The organism is Phytohabitans houttuyneae (assembly GCF_011764425.1).
GTDB classification, from domain to species: Bacteria; Actinomycetota; Actinomycetes; order Mycobacteriales; family Micromonosporaceae; genus Phytohabitans; species Phytohabitans houttuyneae.
The window spans coordinates 2,613,825-2,631,223 of record NZ_BLPF01000001.1; the positions used below are offsets into that span (position 1 = coordinate 2,613,825).

The following is a 17,399-nucleotide window of genomic DNA, read 5'->3' on the forward strand; positions in this document are numbered from 1 at the left end:
CAGGGGGCCATGGGGGACGGCATGTGCGACTCGCATCTTTTTGGCACGAAGCGGCTATTCGGACGAGTGCTACCCGACCCAACGGGCAGGTTGCCCTTATCTGATCCCGGATATTGAAACGTGACAGACTGGGTTTCATGCCTGAGCTGCGGTCGAGGACCTCCACGCATGGTCGCACCATGGCCGGCGCCCGCGCCCTGTGGCGCGCCACCGGCATGACGGACGACGATTTCGGCAAGCCGATCGTCGCGATTGCCAACAGCTTCACCCAGTTCGTACCCGGGCATGTGCACCTCAAGGACCTCGGCGGCCTCGTCGCCGATGCGGTGGCGGAGGCCGGCGGCGTCGGGCGCGAGTTCAACACGATCGCGGTCGACGACGGCATCGCGATGGGCCACGGCGGCATGCTCTACTCGCTGCCCAGCCGCGAGCTGATCGCCGACGCGGTCGAGTACATGGTGAACGCGCACTGCGCCGACGCGCTCGTCTGCATCTCCAACTGCGACAAGATCACGCCGGGCATGCTGATCGCCGCGCTGCGGCTCAACATCCCCACGGTCTTCGTCTCCGGCGGCCCGATGGAGGCCGGCAAGACGGTCGCGATCGAGGGCATCGTGCACGACAAGATCGACCTGATCGACGCGATGATCGCCTCGTCCAACGACGCGGTCACCGACGAGCAGCTCGGCGGCATCGAGCGTTCCGCCTGCCCGACGTGCGGCTCGTGCTCCGGCATGTTCACCGCCAACTCGATGAACTGCCTCACCGAGGCCATCGGCCTCGCCCTCCCGGGCAACGGCTCGACCCTGGCCACCCACGCCGCCCGCAAGGCACTCTTCGAGCGGGCCGGCCGGCTGGTCGTCGACATCGCCAAGCAGTGGTACGAGAACGACGACGCCTCGGTGCTGCCCCGCGCGATCGCCTCCCGGAGCGCGTTCGAAAACGCGGTCGCGCTGGACGTGGCGATGGGTGGCTCGACCAACACGGTGCTGCACCTGCTGGCCGCGGCCCGCGAGGCGGAGCTCGACTTCGGCGTCGCGGACATCGACGCGATCTCCCGCCAGGTGCCCTGCCTGTCCAAGGTCGCGCCGAACTCGCCGAAGTACCACATGGAGGACGTGCACCGCGCCGGCGGCATCCCGGCCATCCTGGGCGAGCTCGACCGCGCCGGCCTGCTGCGCCGCGACGTGCGTTCGGTGCACGCCGGCGACCTCGACACCTGGCTGGCCGACTGGGACATCCGCGGCGGCAAGGCGACGCCGGAGGCGATCGAGCTGTTCCACGCCGCGCCGGGCGGGGTGCGCACCACCCAGCCGTTCTCGACGGAAAACCGGTGGGACCGCCTCGACGTGGACGCGGCCGAGGGCTGCATCCGCGACCGCGCCCACGCCTACACGGCGGACGGCGGCCTCGCGATCCTGCACGGCAACCTCGCGCCGGACGGCTGCGTGGTCAAGACCGCGGGCGTGCCCGAGGAGGTCTGGCGCTTCAGCGGCCCGGCCCGGGTGTTCGAGTCGCAGGAGGACGCGGTCAGCGGCATCCTCAACAAGGACGTCAAGGCCGGCGACGTGGTCGTGATCCGGTACGAGGGGCCGAAGGGCGGGCCGGGCATGCAGGAGATGCTCTACCCGACCTCGTTCCTCAAGGGCCGTGGCCTGGGCCGCGCGTGCGCGCTGATCACCGACGGCCGCTTCTCCGGCGGCACCTCGGGCCTGTCCATCGGCCACGTCTCCCCCGAGGCGGCCGGCGGCGGCCTGATCGCCCTGGTGGAAGACGGCGACGAGATCGTGATCGACATCCCGGGTCGCTCGCTCGAGCTGAACGTGCCGGCCGACGTGCTGGACGCCCGCCGGGTGGCCCAGGAAAAGCGCGACAAGCCCTACACCCCGATAGCCCGCACCCGCCCAGTGTCGGCTGCCCTCCGCGCCTACGCCTCGATGGCCACCTCGGCCAGCGACGGCGCCTACCGCCTCGTCCCCTAGCCGCTTCACGCAGTTGATCAGGGAGTTGGTGGGCGTGACGCGGCGCGCCGTTGCACCAACTCCCTGATCGACAGGTGCGGAGGGCGGGTTACTCGGCCCGGACGTTGTCGATGTCGAACTCGCCCGGGTGCGCCCACACGTAGACCTCGCGCACGTCGGACAGCGCCGCCGCGTCGCAGGACATCTGGGTGAGCAGGTCGGCCGTCACGGTCACCTGGGTGCTTTGCGGTACCCAGGCGAAGTTGGACTGGCACCAGCTGGGCACGTCGCCGTACTGCACGGCGATCGCACCGCTCGTGCCGGCGTCCGGACCGGTGCGCAGGTCGAACTTGAGCGACACCTTGCCGGTCAGGTCGAGCGGCGCGGGCAGCCGGATGCCGAACCACCCCTGTGCCGAGGCGGAGATGTGCAGGCCGTACGCGCCCTCGGTGTGGAAGTCGGCGGTCTGCGTGGTGGTACCGACGTCACCGAGCCATGGCGCGGCCGCCCACCCCTCCGTCCCGGTCTCGAACGTGGCGATCTGGATCGGCGGGGTCGCCTCGGGCAGCACGGTGATGGTCAGTTCGGCCACATTGGACGTACGGCCGGCGAGGTCCCGCACCGTGTAGCCGGCCACCGCGCGCCCGTGGAAGTCGGTGGCGGGCGTGAACGTCACCGTCGAACCGTCCAGGGTGAACACTCCACCCGCGACGGTCACGGACCGCTGCTGCCCCGCTGCCGCCGGGTCGAGGTCGATCGACGAGGCCCGCACGGACGTGCGGTACGCGATGTCGTTGTGCGCCGGCTCAAGCGTCACCGGCGTCTCGAAGGCGGTGACGGCGCCGTCGTGGTCGGCCACCGGTGGTCGTGAACGCAGGCCGCGGCGGATGTCGTCGCCCGCGTTCGCGAGCGTGATGCAGACCGGGCTCGGGCAGTAGACGGTGTAGCCGTCGTAGTCGGGGTAGAGCGTGCCGTCGTCCTGCACGCCGGAGAGGATCCAGTAGAGCCAGCCGCTGCCGCCGCTGGTCCGGAACGTGTCGGTCCACTCCTGGTAGACCGGGTTGCGGTCCTCCTTCTCCACCCAGCCGAACTCGCCGAGCATCGCCGGCTTGCCGACCCGCCGCGCCTCGCGGTTGTGCCGCTCGATCCAGGCGGTGCCCCAGGGCGCGTCCTTGCCCCAGTGGTGCGGGTACAGGTGGTAGGACATGACGTCCACGGCGGGCAGCTTGGCGAGCGCGATCGAGTCGACGCCCTCACCGCAGTTGACCGTCCAGTCGGTGCTGGCCCGGTCGTCGCAGAAGAAGCCCTCGTCGCCGACGCTCGCCAGGTGCCTGCGGTCGATCGACTTGATGTGGCGGGTCATCTCGTCGGCCCACGTGGTGAGCGTCTGCGTGGTGCAGGTGGGCGAGGTCGGGTGGATACCGGAGCCCTTGCACCGCGGCTCGTTGCCCAGCTCCCAGGTCATGACCGCCGGGTCGTCCTTGTACTTCACGCCGGTGAGCGTGTTTGTGCGGTTGAGGACGTGCGAGATCCAGTCCTTGTACCAGCCGCGGATGACCGGGTCGGTGTAGAACTCGTCGTGGTACTGCCCGCCGCGCCAGCGCACGTACTGGGCGATGCCACCGAAGTCGCTCCAGTTGTTGGTGAGCGGGATGACAAGCTTGATGCCCGCGTCGCCGGCGGCCTTGATGACGTAGTCGAGGCGTTCCAGCCCGTCGGCGCCGTCGTTGTACGCCGGCCTTGTGCCGTCCCAGTACTGGAAGTAGACGCCGTCGGCCTTGCCGGCCACGGAGTTGGAACCGTCCTGGTTGCCGATGTCGAGGAAGCCCCACGTGCGCAGCACTGTGAAGCCGCCGGACTTCGCGTCGGCGTACACGTCGTCGACCATCAGGCGCGACTTGTACATGAGGTAGTAGTTGTTGGTCCCGGCGAAGCGGAACCTCTTGCCGTCGAGCTTGAGGTCGGCACCGTGCCGCGTGACGAAACCGTCCTGTGTGGACGGAGTGGCGGCGGCCGGAGCGGCGGGGGCGACGACGGCGAGTGCGGTGAGGAGGGCGAGGAGGGGACGCACTTTCATCAGGTACTCCCGAAAATGAGAGCGGCGGCACCGAGCAGACCCGCGTCCGCGCCGAGCAGGCTCGGGTGGATCCGCACCCGGCGGACGAAGGCGAGACCGGCCAGGTCGGCGACGGCCTCGCGGAGCGGGGTGAAAAGCAGGTCGCCGGCGCCGGCTACGCCGCCGCCGACCACCACGTCGTCGAGGTCGAGCAGGCCGCCGGCGGAGACGATGCCGGCGGCGAGCGCGGCAGCTGAACGCGTGAACGCGGCCCGGGCGATGGGATCGCCGTCGCGGGCGTCCCGGGCGAGCGTGCGGGCGTCCGGTGGCGCGGCGGCGGCATCTGGTCGCCGCTCTACCCGGTCACCGCCTCGCCAGCCCTTGGACCAGGCCCACTTCACCATCGACGGCCCGCTCGCGATCGCCTCGACGCAGCCGCGACCGCCGCAGGGACACGGTGGGCCGTTGAGGTCGACCACGACGTGTCCGATGTGGCCGGCGTTGCCGGTGACGCCGGCGTACACCCGGCCGTCGAGCACCAGCCCGCCGCCCACGCCGGTGGAGACGACCATGCCGAGCATGGCCGGGGTGGTGTAGCCACCGCGCCAGTACTCACCGAGGGCCATGCAGTGGCCGTCGCCGGCGAGCACCGCGGGCCGGCCCGGCAGGATCGGGCGCAGGGCTTCCAGGATGGGGTACGGCCGCCAGTCCGGGATGTTGACCGGGCTGACCGTCCCGGCGCCGATGTCGACCGGCCCGGCCGAGCCGACGCCGAGGCCGGTCAGCTCGGCGGGCGTCCCCTGTGCCGCGACCTCGCGCACGAGCCGGTCAAGGGCGGCCGCGACCTTCTCTCCACCCGCCCCCGCGGGCGTGGCGGTCGTCCCCCGCGCCAGGATCCTTCCGTCCGTGTCCACGATCGCCGCCGCGATCTTCGTACCCCCGACGTCGACGGCCAGCACCGGCCCGCGCCCGCTCACGACCCCTCCCGTTGATCAGGGACTTGGTGCACTGAAACGCCGCGTGACACGCCCATCAACTCCCTGATCAACGCTGGTGGGGGACGTCGTTGACGCAGCGGAGCACGGGGCGGCGCGTCAGCGCCGGCCCGTGCAGTGTGGGTGGCGCGGTCACCCGGAAGACGGCGGTCTCGCCGGGCAGGAGGGTGACCATGACGTCGTCCACCGACGCGGTCGCGTCGAGGCGGTCGGGGAAGAGGGTCAGGTCGCGGAGGATCGTGCCGGCCTGCACGGTGACCTGCCAGCCGCCCGGCACCGGCTCGGCGGTGGACTCGTACTCCGGCGCGGGGTAAGGGATGTCCTTGTCCTCGGCGAAGAACCACCACGCCCGCAGCCCGTCGATCTCGGCCAGGAGCAGCTCGCGGTGCGGGTCTTCGCTGCCGGTCAGGTCGGCGGGCAGCGGCAGCGTGACCGCGGAGCGCGGCGGCACGTCCAGGTCGAGCGCGGTCTTGGCGCGCGGCTCTCCCGCGATGGTCAGGCGGGTGACGCTGGCCGGTCCCTGCCACGGCTCGGCGCCGTCGTTGACCGCGACGAGCACCAGGGCGCCGTCGCGCGGCTGGATCGTGAGGAGGCGGTCGGCGTACGCGCGGCGCAGCGCGTACCACAGTGGTTTGCGCCGCCCGTCGCCGTCGACCGCCGCCCACGAGGTGACCGGCCAGCAGTCGTTGAGCTGCCACATGATCGTGCCCATGCACAGCGGACGCAGCGACCGGAAGTGCTCGATGCCGAGCGCGAGCGCGCGGGCCTGGTTGACCTGGGTCAGGTAGTGCCAGTCGTCGAAGTCACCGGGCGCCGGCAGGTGGGCGTCGAGCCCGCGCTGGAGCTTGGCGTCGCCGTCCATCGCCTTCTGGTGGTGGCGCATGCCGGGCGAGTCGTGGGCGAGCGGATCATCGCTGATCGACCGCCGCAGCGTCGCGTACACGGGCGGGGCCTGGTAGCCGAACTCGGCCACGAAGCGCGGGCGGTAGTCGCGGTAGTGCGTGTAGTCCTTCTGGTTCCACACGTCCCAGATGTGCATGCTGCCGTGCGCGGGGTCGTTCGGGTGCCGGTCGGGGTCGCCGGAGTAGGGGCTGCTCGGCCAGTACGGCCGGGTGGGGTCGAGCTCGGCGACGATGGCCGGCAGCACCCGCAGGTAGTAGCCCTCGCCCCAGCTGCGCCCGGCCAGCCGCTCGGGCCATCCCCAGTCGTGAAAGCCCCAGATGTTTTCGTTGCTGCCGAACCAGGCCACCAGGCTGGGGTGGCTGGCGAGCCGGGTGACCTGCTCGCGCGCTTCGGCCACCACCTCGCTCGCGATCGGGTCCTCCTCCGGGTACGCGGCGCAGGCGAAGAGGAAGTCCTGCGCCACGAGCAGCCCCAGCTCGTCGGCGAGGTCGTAGAAGTCCTCGGACTCGTAGCGGCCACCGCCCCACACCCGCAGCATGTTGACGTTGGCGTCGCAGGCCTGGGCCAGCCGCTGCGCGTACCCCTCGCGGGTCACGCGGGTGACGAGCGAGTCGTCGGGGATCCAGTTGACGCCGCGGGCGAAGACCGGGACGCCGTTGACCACGAACATGAAGGGGGTGCCGTCCGCATCCGGCGTGGTGTCGAGGTGCACCGAGCGGAAGCCGATCCGCCGCTGCCACGTGTCGACCGCCGTGCCGGCGGCGGAGCGCAGCGTCACGTCGAGAAGGTGGCGCACCTGCTCCCCGTACCCCCTGGGCCACCACAGCTCGGGGTCGCGGACCTCGACCTTCACGATGGCCGTGCGCTCCCCGGGCGCGACGGTGGTTTCCGCGCGGAACCCCGCCACCGCCGCACTGAGCGCGAGCGGTTCGTCGGAGTCGCGCTCGACCTCGACGTGTACCTCGACCCGCCCGACTCCATCGTCGACGGTCACCAGTGGACGGACCGTGGCCAGCCGGGCGGTGGACCAGGCGTGCAGCCCGATCGGCTGCCAGATGCCGGCGGTCACCACGTTGGGTCCCCAGTCCCAGCCGAAGTTGCACGCCATCTTCCGGATGAAGTTGAAGTAGTCGGGGTACGCGTTGGGCCGGTCGCCGAGCGCGTCCCGCACCTGCTCGGCATAGCGGTACGCCGATCCGAAGTGGACGCGGAGGCGGTTTTCGCCGGTGCGCAGGTGCGGACGGGCGTCAAAGCGGTACGAGCGGTGCATGTTGGCGGTCGTGCCGACCTCGGCGCCGTTGAGGCTGACCGTGGCGACGGTGTCGAGACCGGCGCAGGCGAGGTCGACGCGCGCGTCGGTGGTGCCGTCCCACTGGAACGCCGCCTCGTACACCCAGTCGGTGTGTCCGATCCAGCGCAGCGCGGTCTCGTTGGCGTCGAGGTGCGGGTCGGGGATGAGGCCGGCGGCCAGCAGGTCGGTGTGGACGCAGCCGGGGACCGCCGCCGGCAGCGGACCGACCGACCCGTCGGCCGCTGCCACCGTCCACCCGTCGTGCAGCGGTCGAAAATCGCTCATGCCCGTCCTCGCTCCGCTGCGGGCGGGCACGAGGCTCCAAACGCCCTGAGCCAAATGATTCGCTCGCTTCGCTCGCTCATGTGTGTGTTTACCCTTGATTCCGGACAGCGCGATGCCCCTGGTGAAGTGCTTCTGGAATATGAGGAAAACGATGACGGTGGGCAGGGAGGTGAGCAAGGAGGCAGCCATGATGACCGCGAAGTGTTGCGGGTTGTACGCGTTGGACGCGTTCAGCCGGGAGAGGGCCACGGGCAGGTTGGCCATGCTGTCGCTCTGCACGATGATGAGCGGCCACAGGAAGTTGTTCCACTCGGCCAGCACCACGAAGATGGCCATCGCCGCGAGCGCCGGCCGCATCAGCGGCATCACCACCCGCCACCAGATCCGCCACTCGCCCGCGCCGTCGACCCGCGCCGCGTGCACGAGGTCGTCAGGGATCGAGCGCATGTACTGCACGAGGAAGAAGACGACGAACGCCTTCGCGAGCGCCGGGACGATGTACCCCTCGTAGCTGTTGAGCCAGCCGAGGTTGCGCACGATCAGGTAGTTGGGGATGAGGCTGACCTGCCAGGGCACCATCATCGAGGCCACGATGACCACGAAGATGACCCGCTTTCCGGGGAGGTCCATCTTGGTCAGCGCGTACGCGGCGAGCGAGGCGAGCAGCAGCGACACGACCGTGATCGTGGTGGCGACGAACAGGCTGTTGAACATGAACCGCCCGAAGCCGCCCGGCACGTCGCTGAAGCGCTGGAAGAGCCCGGCGACGACCTGCTGGCCGCGCTGGTCCGGCGTGTAGTTGGGGTCGTAGAAGGCGTCCACCGTCGGGTCGTTCGGCACGAAGCTGGGCGGGTTTCTGGTCAGCTCCGGCACCGGCTTGAACGCGGCGGTGAGCATCCAGTAGAAGGGCACCAGCATGGTGGCGCCGAAGATGTAGAGCGGGATCCGGCCGATCGTGGGCAGGAGGCTTCGTCGCATCACAGCTCCCTCAGCGCGCGGGTGACCCGGAGCTGGATCATGCTCACGATGAAGATGATGATGAACAGCGACCAGGCGATCGCCGACGCGTAGCCGAGCTGGAACTTCGTGAAGCCCATGTCGTACAGGTACGGCACAAGCATCAGGCCGCTGTCCTGCACGCCCCCGACGCTGCTGACGCCCCGGAAGACGATGTAGACCGCCTCGAACACCTGGAACGCGGAGATGAGGCTGGTGATCACCACGTACGTGGTGACCGGCTTGAGCTGCGGCAGCGTGATGTACCAGAACTGCTGCCACGAGGTGGCGCCGTCCAGCTTGGCCGACTCGTAGTGCTCCTCCGGGATCGCGTTGAGCCCGGCTACGAAGATCACCATGCCGTACCCGCAGCCGCCCCAGACCGCCATCACGACAAGGATCGGGATCGTGAGTCTCGGCGTCGCGAGCCACTGCACCGGCTCGAAGCCGGCCCAGCCGATCACCGTGTTCGCGAGCCCGAAGTCCTCGACCGTGAAGATCCACCGCCAGATCAGCGCGACCGCGATGGTCGAGGTCACCGCGGGCAGGAAGAAGAGCGTGCGCATGATCCGGTCGCGCCAGCTCGTACCCCGGAAGGCGACCGCGAGCGTGAGGGCGAGCGCGGTGGTGAGCGTGACCGCGGCGGCGACGTAGATGAACGAGTTGAGCAGCGCCTGGCGGAACCGCTCGTCCTCCAGCCACAGCCGCCGGAAGTTGTCGACGCCCACGAAGGACGGCGGCTTGACCCCGTTGTAGTTGGTGAACGCGAAGTACAGCGAGTTCAGCAGGGGCCACACGAGGAACCCGACGAACAGCACCGCGAACGGGAGCAGCATCAGGTACCCGGGAAGCGCCCGCCGCAGCCGCATGCGCCGCAGTTCGGGCGAGCGCTTCGCCCGGCGTACCCCATCCAGGCCTTGGCCCGCCGCGGCCGGCGCACCCGGCGCCGGCGCGGTGGTGGTCGGTGTGGCCATCGTTACTTGAGGTTGTTGTTCATGATGGTCGCGGCTTCGGAGAGCGCCTTCTTCGGATCGACGTTGTCGTTGACGACCGACTGGAGCTTCTTGGTGACCTCGGCCTGGCTGACCTCCCAGCCCTTGCAGTGGGGCGGGCCGCTGATCGTCTCCATGGTGGTGGCGAGCGTCTGCTTGATGTTGTCGGTCGTGTTGAGCGTGTCGAGCTGGTCCGACCGCGGCGACAGCCACAGTTCACCGGCGCGGTTGTAGACCTCCTTCTGCAGCAGCTGGATGGCCTCGTCGGTGTACGTCCACTTGATGAACTCGGCCGCCGCCTTCGGGTACTTGGTGTACGACATCACGCCGATGATCCGGCCGCCGACGAAGGTGCCGGCCCCGGCCGGGCCGGTGGGCAGCGCGGCGACCTGCCACTTCCCCTTCAGCTGCGGGTGGGCCGTGTCGATCGCGTTGGCCACCCAGGAGCCGTCGATCGCCATCGCGATCTCGCCGTTGGCCATGCCGGCGGCGGAGTCGGTGGCGGCCTTGGGCACGCCGTACTTGCGGAACTGGTCGGCCCAGGTGGCGGTGGCGAGCGCGGCCTGGTCGGTGTCGATCGTGGCCTTGGAGCAGTCGTCGGCGTAGAGGGAGCCGCCGGCCTGCTTGAGCCAGTTGAACCAGGGCAGCCACTCGAAGGTGTTCCAGTTTTCCACCAGCGGGGTCTTCACGCCGGAGGCCTTGAGCTTGGTGACCGCGGCGGTGAGCTCCTCCCACGTCTTCGGCGGGCCGCTCAGCCCGGCCTTCTGCAGCAGGTCGGGGCGGTAGAAGAGCAGGTAGAAGGCGTTGTCGAAGGAGGCGCCGTACACCGCGCCGCTCGACGAGGTGATCGCCTTGAGCACCTCGGGGCGGGTCTGCTGCTTGATCGTGCCGATGTCGTACGTGTTGAGGTCGAGCATGCCGCCCAGCTCGCCGAACTCGATGCCCCAGGACATGCCGCCGGAGATGATGTCCGGCCCGGTCTTGGAGGTGGCCGCGGTCAGGACCTTCGCGTGGCCGTCGTCCCAGGACAGCGCCTGAACCTTGATCGTCACGTCGGGGTGGGACTGCTTGTAGATGTCCGCGACCGCCTGGAGTGCGGCGGCGTGCTCATCGGACCCCGTGTTCCAGAACGTGAGCGTGGCGGGCCCGTCGGCCTCCTGGGCCGGCTCGTCGCTGCCGCCGGAGGTGGTGCAGCCGGCCACGAGGGCGGTTATCGCGGCCGCGGCCGCGGCGACCGCCAATCGCGTGCGCATGTGTGCCTCCACTATGACTAGCGCCACATCATCGATGAGCATTGACTGAACCGGTTGAGTGAGGAAACGGTACGGCTGGCCATCAGGGGTGTCAATGGCGTGTTACAGCTTGATCGTCACGAAAAGGGAAGGACACTTAACCGGACAAGCGTCTTGCGGCAGACCTGTTTTCGCTGGACGCGCGGTAGCGTTAGACCGCTTGTGACGAAGGAGCGCCATGAAGCGACCCACCATCGCGGACATCGCGCGGCGAGCCGGTGTCTCCAAAGGCGCCGTGTCGTACGCGCTCAACGGGCAACCCGGCGTCTCCGAGGCGACCCGGCAGCGCATCATCGCCATCGCCCAGGAGATCGGGTTCAACCCCAACAGCGCCGCCCGCGCGCTCTCCGGCGCCACCGCCAACGCGGTGGGGCTCGCCCTGTGCCGCCCCGCCCGCATCCTCGGCATCGAGCCGTTCTTCATGGAGCTGATCAGTGGCGTGGAGGGCGAGCTGTCGGCCCGCTCGTACGCGCTGACGCTCCAGGTCGTCACCGACCCGGACGCCGAGATCGCGGTGTACCGGCGCTGGTGGGGCGAGCGTCGCGTGGACGGCGTGTTCGTCTGCGACCTGCGCGTCGACGACCGCCGCGTGCCGGTGCTGGAGGAGCTCCAGCTGCCCGCGGTCGTCATCGGCGGCCCCGGCCACACCGGCTCGCTGGCCAGCGTGTGGGCCGACGACGCGGCGGCGCTGGTGGAGACGATGGAGTACCTTGTCGCGCTCGGCCACCGCCGCATCGCGCGGGTGGGCGGGCTGCCCGGGCTGCTGCACACCGAGATCCGCCGGCAGGCGTTCATCGACGCGAGCGAGCGGCTCGGGCTGGAGCAGTCGCAGACCGTGCCGTCCGACTACACCGGCGAAGACGGCGCCCGCGCCACCCGGCGCTTCCTCAGCGCGGCCAGCCGCCCGAGCGCGATCATCTACGACAACGACGTGATGGCGATCGCCGGCCTCGCCGTGGCGCAGGAGATGGGGCTCGCGGTGCCCGGCGACCTGTCGATCGTGGCGTGGGACGACTCGGCGCTGTGCCAGTTGACGCACCCGCCGCTGACGGCCATCGGGCGGGACATCCCGGCGTACGGCGCGCACGCCGCCCGCCAGCTGCTCGCCGCCATCGAGGGACGCCCGATCGGGGCCTACCAGGATGAGACAGCTCACCTCACCCCGCGGGGTAGCACCGCCGCCCCGCGGATAACGGGCTAACATCACGGGGTACTCGCGACTGGCGTATTGGGGCCTGTTTCAGAGGTTCACAGGACCCAGGTGGAAGGAACCACCGGGGAGCGACCACGATCGCGGCACCGTGCGCCTGGGTGCCGGTCAGCGTTGACATGCCTGGAGGTCGCTGTGCACGTACCACCGATTCCACACCTGACCGCCGCGGACCCCGAGCTGGCCCATCTCGTCGAGGGCGAGGCCGAGCGCCAGCACGACAAGCTGCGCATGATCGCTTCGGAAAACTACGTCTCCGAGGCGGTGCTCGAGGCTAGCGGGACGGTCCTCACCAACAAGTACTCCGAGGGCTACGCCGGCAAGCGCTACTACGAGGGCCAGCAGTTCATCGACCAGATCGAGACGCTGGCGATCGAGCGGGCCAAGTCGCTCTTCGGCGTCGACCACGCCAACGTCCAGCCGTACTCCGGCTCCCCCGCCAACCTCGCCGTCTACCTGGCGTTCCTCAGCCCGGGTGACACGGTCATGGGCATGTCCCTGCCGATGGGTGGCCACCTGACCCACGGCTGGTCCGTCTCCGCGACCGGCAAGTGGTTCAACTCGGTGTCGTACGGGGTTTCGCGCGAGACCGGCCGGATCGACTTCGACGAGGTCCGCGACCTCGCCCGCCGCGAACGCCCGAAGGTCATCTTCGCCGGCGGCACGGCGATCCCCCGCACGATCGACTTCGCGACGTTCGCGGAGATCGCCCGCGAGGTCGGTGCCATCCTGGCGGCCGACATCGCCCACATCGCCGGCCTCATCGCCGGCGGTGCCCACCCGACCCCGGTCGGCCACGCGGACGTCATCACCACCACGACCCACAAGACCCTGCGCGGCCCCCGTGGCGCCATGATCCTGTCGACCGAGGAGCACGCGAAGGCGATCGACCGCGCCGTCTTCCCCGGCCTGCAGGGCGGCCCGCACAACCACACCACGGCCGGCATCGCGGTGGCGCTGCGCGAGGCCGCACAGCCGGCGTTCCGCGACTACGCCGCCCAGGTGGTGGCAAATGCCAAGGCGCTGGCCGCCGCCCTGACCGAGCGCGGCTTCGACCTGATCTCGGGCGGCACCGACAACCACCTGATCCTCGCCGACCTGACCAGCAAGGGCATCGGCGGCAAGCCCGCGGCCCAGGCGCTGGACCGGGCGGGCGTGGAGCTCAACTACAACACCGTGCCGTACGACACCCGCAAGCCCTTCGACCCGTCCGGCATCCGGCTGGGCACCCCGGCGCTGACCACCCGCGGCCTGACCGAGGCGCAGATGCCGCAGGTGGCCGCGTGGATGGACGAGGCCGTGACGGCTGCGGTGAAGGACGACGACGGGACCCTGGACCGGATCGCGGGCGAGGTCCGCGACCTGCTCGCGTCCTACCCGATGCCGGGCTACCAGGCCTGACCAGTCATAACCGGAACGCCGCGGCCCCGCATGTGGGCCGCGGCGTCTTCGTCTACAGCATCGACTCGTAGCGGTCGCCGGCGTCGCGGATCGGGCGGAACGCCTCGCCGGCCGCCAGCCTGTGCAGCGCCTCGACCAGCCCGTCGGCCGGCGGCAGGTCGAGGGCGGCACGCAGGCGCTCGCGGTCGGCGTCGAGGTCCGGCCAGTCCTCGCGCAGCTCGTCGTCCGCCTCGGCCAGCAAGGCGCGCAGGGCGGCGCCGCCGTCGTCGCCCAACGGCCGGGCCGTCGCGTCGTGGAAGCTGGAGATCGAGGCCCTTCAGGAACGCAGGTTTCCGACCGCGGTGGCGTAGTACGTCGAGCCTTCGAGGTGGAACGCGATCTGCCGCACCGACCACCCCTCGCCGTCGCGGCGGTCCAGCTGGTCGTCCGTCAACGCGCGCAGCCGCACGTCGAAGATCTGCGCCAGTCGCGTCAGCCGGCTGCGGGCCTCGTCCAGGTCGTCGGCGGTGAAGGGCGCCAGGTCCGCCGCCGTGGTGATGGCAGAGGCGTGCCAGCCGTCCGGGAGCGTCGGCAGGCCGGCCACCCGGGCCTCGATCTCCGCGAGGTGGTCGACCAGGTGGTCGGCGACGCGGCGGACGGCCTTGTGCGGCGTGTAGATCCGGTCGTCGACCTGGCTGGGCTTGCCGTCCCAGGTCGGCCAGGTCTCGGCGAGCCGGAGCACCTCGGCCACCATCCCGGTCACCACGCTGGCGGGGTGCCGCCCATCGACCCGCGGTTCGTCGGACATGGCCGCACCCTAGACCTGGGCACCGACATCCTTTGCCGGGCTGCGCCGGGCCCGGACGACGACCGGCGGCGCCGGCTCCCGGCTCGCCACCGGCCGGAATGCGGGCTCGCGTCACACGATCGGGTGGTTGCGAGTAACGCGGTGCGGCGGGTCGGCGCTTGTCACGTTGTCGGCTGGGGCGGGATCCCCTTTTCAAACTCGGCGCTGCCGTGCCGAGCTCCCCCTCGTCCCAGCCGACCCCCTTGGCGGCCGGTTCTCGCGGCCGTACCGACCCGCCGCGCCCCGGCGGGATACGGGTGGCTCGGTCACGGTCGAGGTCTCGGTGAAGAACGACGCGGCCGGCGACGCCCCCTCCTTTGTCGACGTGATGTGCGTCAGCTGATCCGCGAACGTCAACCGGTAGGCGGCACCCGCGGCGTCGCCCACCGGCCGCGCTGGGCGAGGTGGGACCCGCGAGCGTCAGTTCGACGGGGCGCGGTGCTCCTCCAGGAACGCCTCCACGCGCTCGGCCGGCGCCGGCCTCGCCAGCGCGAAGCCCTGACCCAGGCCGCAGCCGGCCTCCTGGGCCTGCCTGACCTGCGCCAGCGACTCCAGGCCCTCGGCGATGATGTCAACGCCGAGGCGGCGGCCCAGGTCGGCCACCACGTCGATGAGCGGGCGGCTGTGACCCTGCAGGTCGGCGGGGAGCTGGTCGGAGGGTGCGGCGATGATGCTGCCGTCGATCTTCAGCAGGTCGACCGGGAGGCGGCGGAGCTGCTGGAGCGACGCCTGGCCGGCGCCGAAGTCGTCCAATGCGGTGCGGACGCCGAGCGACCTCAGCGCGGCGAGCTGGGTCACGACCGCGGACACGTCGCTGGACAGGCGGGACTCGGCGACCTCGACGACGATGAGCTCCGGGCTCACGTCGCGTTCGGCGAGGATCGCCTTGACCCGGGTGACGTAGTCGACGGCGGCGAGCTCGCGCGGCGAGACGTTGATGGACATCCACAGCTCGCGGCCCGGCACGGTCCACGAGGCCAGCTGCTTGACGGCGGTCTTCAACACCCACTGGCCGATCTCCTCGATCAGCGCGAGGTCTTCGGCCACCGGCAGCAGCTCGCTGGGCAGCACCGTGCCCAGCGTGGCATTGCGCCAGCGCAGCAGCGCCTCCACGCCGACCGGCTGGCGGTCGGGCAGCGACAGGACCGGCTGGTAGACAAGGTCGAGCTCGCCGCGGGCCGCCGCGCCGGGCAGCTCGCGCTCCAGGTCCATGCGGCGGACCAGCTGCTCTTCGAGGTAGGCGTCGTACCACTCGATGCGGTCGCGGCCCATCTGCCGGGCACGGCGCCGGGCCAGGTCGGCGCGGCGCAGGACGTCGTCCACATTGTCGCCGCCGGACAGCTCGGCCAGGCCGATGCTCACCTTGAGGTGCACGATGGCGCCGGGCAGCTGGTACGGCTCGGTCAGCACCGTCAGCAGGCGGGTGCCCAGCGCGTACGCCATGACCGGGCCCTCGACCGTGACCACCGCGAACTCGTCACCCGCCAACCGGGCCGGCAGGTCGTCGGAGCCGACGGCGGTGCGCAGGCGGCGGCCGACCTCGATCAGCACCGCGTCGCCGATCTCACGGCCGCGCACCTCGTTGACGTCGGCCATGCCGTGCAGGTCGATGACGAGCAGCGCGCCGGTGTGGCCGGACACCTCCCGCTGGCTGACGATCGTGCGCATCAGCTCGCGGCGGTTGGCGAGGCCGGTCAACTGGTCCGTGAAGGCGAGCTGGTGCAGCGTGCGCTCCAGGTGGCGGCGCTCACCAACGTCGCGGACGTGCACGACCAGCGCGGCCACTTCCGGCACGGCGCGCTGATCGCCCACAGTGGACTCCGTGTCGCGCCAGGTGCCGTACCCGTCGCGGAGGCGGGCCTCGACGAGCGGTGGGCGGCCAGGCGCCTGGCGCTCGGCGAGCACGGCCGCGAGCAGCGCGGTGACCTCGGGCGCGTCGTCCGGGTGCATCAGCGCGGGGAACGGGCGGCCGATCACGTCCGCGTCGGAAAGGCCGAAGAGGCGGGCGGCGGCCGGCGACTGCCAGCGCACCACGAGGTCCTCGCTGACGATCATGATGAGGTCGTTGGCACCGGCGACGAGCGAACGGAAGTGCGCTTCCTGCTCGACGAGGCGGCGGGCGAAGCGGCGCACGTCGGCGGCGGCCATGATCTCGCGCACCACGACGGTGGGGATGACCATGAGGCCGATCAGGATGGCGGTGTGGTCGAACTCGCCGACCGTGATCAGGTGGTACAGCGCGGCAAGCATCGCGAGCAGCGCGGGCACGGTCAGCAGCGGATAGCCGGAAAGCCGCGTCTCGGGCTCGTCCGGCGGCACCAGGTCACCGTCGGCATCCGCGCGGTAGGCGCCGAACAGCACCATCACCGGGCCGATCAGCACGAGGATGGCGGGGTAGAGGAGGGCGCGGTCGCTCACCCCGTACGCAATCATCATGGTCTGGATCGCGAGGCCGAGCACCGCGGCGCCGGAGCCGCCCCCGCAGAGGATCGCGGCGCGGCGGTAGCGGGCGGCGCGCAGCGCCGTCACGGTGACGATCGAGAGCCCGCCCACCATGAAGAGGAAGCCGGCCAGCGCGGCGGGCGGCATGCCACCGGGCGGCGGCAGCAGCCAGCCGGCGAACGCGAGGCTCACACCGATGCTGACCCCGTCACAGGCGCGGCGCAGGCGCACGCCGAGCGTGGTGGCGGCGCCGGGCAGGAGGAGGACGCCGAGCACGTAGGTGGTGACGGCCGCGCCCAACCCCACCGCGCTCACGGCGGCCTGGTGGGAGGCGTCGACCTGGGGCAGCGCGACCGCGGTGAGGCCACCGGCGAGCGTGCCCATGCCCAGAAAGCCGGCACCGCGGCAGGGTCCGAAGTTGTGCTGCTTTGCGTGGATGTCCAGCGCCAGCCGCCACAGCCGGAAAGTCGCCAGCGCGGCGACACCGCCCACGCCGACCACCAAGCCGAACGCGGGTGGGGTGAGGCCGACCAGCGAGCCGGCGAAACACACCGACGCAGCGGCGGCCACGGCGATGTCCACTGTGGGGACGGCGCCGAACCGGGTGCTGGCGCCGGGGCTGTACGGCACTGTCACTGCCGGGTCCTCTTCACGAGGTTGAGGGGGACGGCGCGGTTTCGCTTTTGGCGACACCGCACCTATGACCGGTAACGAAGCGCCGGCCACACGGGTTACGGGTAAGTATCGCC

At 70.7% G+C, this 17,399-nt stretch carries 11 protein-coding genes, 1 pseudogene and 1 riboswitch; of the genes and pseudogenes, 3 read left to right on the top strand and 9 right to left on the bottom strand.

All coding sequences use genetic code 11. The annotated features are described in order from the left end of the window. The first annotated feature begins 137 nt into the window (after window positions 1-137). A complete protein-coding gene (gene ilvD / locus Phou_RS11525; RefSeq protein WP_173056059.1) occupies window positions 138-1,982 on the top strand; it encodes a dihydroxy-acid dehydratase in 1,845 nt (614 codons plus the stop codon). 88 nt (window positions 1,983-2,070) lie between these two features. On the opposite strand, the gene Phou_RS11530 is transcribed toward ilvD, so the two are convergent. The 6 genes and pseudogenes from Phou_RS11530 to Phou_RS11550 form a co-directional block, all read right to left on the bottom strand. After that, window positions 2,071-4,038: a cellulase family glycosylhydrolase gene (locus Phou_RS11530; RefSeq protein ID WP_173056060.1), complete on the bottom strand. Its 1,968-nt coding sequence runs from the start codon at window positions 4,036-4,038 to the stop codon at window positions 2,071-2,073. After that, the gene (locus tag Phou_RS11535; RefSeq protein ID WP_246273493.1) at window positions 4,038-4,994 is read right to left on the bottom strand and encodes an ROK family protein; all 957 of its coding nucleotides are present in this window, start codon (window positions 4,992-4,994) and stop codon (window positions 4,038-4,040) included. Before Phou_RS11535 ends, Phou_RS11530 begins: the two co-directional genes overlap by 1 nt. Before the next feature lie 67 nt (window positions 4,995-5,061). Next, window positions 5,062-7,491, bottom strand: a complete 2,430-nt coding sequence (locus Phou_RS11540) for a glycoside hydrolase family 2 protein (protein ID WP_246273767.1) — start codon at window positions 7,489-7,491, stop codon at window positions 5,062-5,064. A gap of 123 nt (window positions 7,492-7,614) precedes the next feature. After that, a pseudogene (locus tag Phou_RS55415) lies at window positions 7,615-8,469 on the bottom strand (carbohydrate ABC transporter permease); the annotation flags it as partial. Next, window positions 8,469-9,461 (bottom strand): carbohydrate ABC transporter permease, encoded by a 993-nt coding sequence (locus Phou_RS11545; protein WP_173056062.1) that lies wholly within the window; start codon window positions 9,459-9,461, stop codon window positions 8,469-8,471. The pseudogene Phou_RS55415 and the gene Phou_RS11545, both read right to left, overlap by 1 nt. Window positions 9,462-9,463: 2 nt before the next feature. After that, window positions 9,464-10,732, bottom strand: a complete 1,269-nt coding sequence (locus tag Phou_RS11550; RefSeq protein WP_173056063.1) for an extracellular solute-binding protein — start codon at window positions 10,730-10,732, stop codon at window positions 9,464-9,466. Between the two features lie 217 nt (window positions 10,733-10,949). Between Phou_RS11550 and Phou_RS11555 the strand changes: the two genes are divergently transcribed. Further along, entirely contained in the window at window positions 10,950-11,972 is a 1,023-nt protein-coding gene (locus tag Phou_RS11555; RefSeq protein WP_173056064.1) for a LacI family DNA-binding transcriptional regulator, read from the top strand. 5 nt (window positions 11,973-11,977) lie between these two features. Further along, window positions 11,978-12,091: riboswitch (ZMP/ZTP riboswitch) on the top strand. Between the two features lie 25 nt (window positions 12,092-12,116). Beyond that, window positions 12,117-13,382, top strand: a complete 1,266-nt coding sequence (gene glyA, locus Phou_RS11560) for a serine hydroxymethyltransferase (protein ID WP_173056065.1) — start codon at window positions 12,117-12,119, stop codon at window positions 13,380-13,382. Between the two features lie 52 nt (window positions 13,383-13,434). On the opposite strand, the gene Phou_RS11565 is transcribed toward glyA, so the two are convergent. From Phou_RS11565 to Phou_RS11575, 3 genes are all read right to left on the bottom strand, one after another. Continuing rightward, window positions 13,435-13,656, bottom strand: a complete 222-nt coding sequence (locus Phou_RS11565; RefSeq protein ID WP_173056066.1) for a hypothetical protein — start codon at window positions 13,654-13,656, stop codon at window positions 13,435-13,437. A 42-nt stretch (window positions 13,657-13,698) separates the two neighbouring features. Further along, a complete protein-coding gene (locus Phou_RS11570) occupies window positions 13,699-14,169 on the bottom strand; it encodes a DinB family protein (protein ID WP_173056067.1) in 471 nt (156 codons plus the stop codon). 459 nt (window positions 14,170-14,628) lie between these two features. After that, entirely contained in the window at window positions 14,629-17,286 is a 2,658-nt protein-coding gene (locus Phou_RS11575) for a putative bifunctional diguanylate cyclase/phosphodiesterase (RefSeq protein WP_246273494.1), read from the bottom strand. Between the last annotated feature and the right edge of the window lie 113 nt (window positions 17,287-17,399).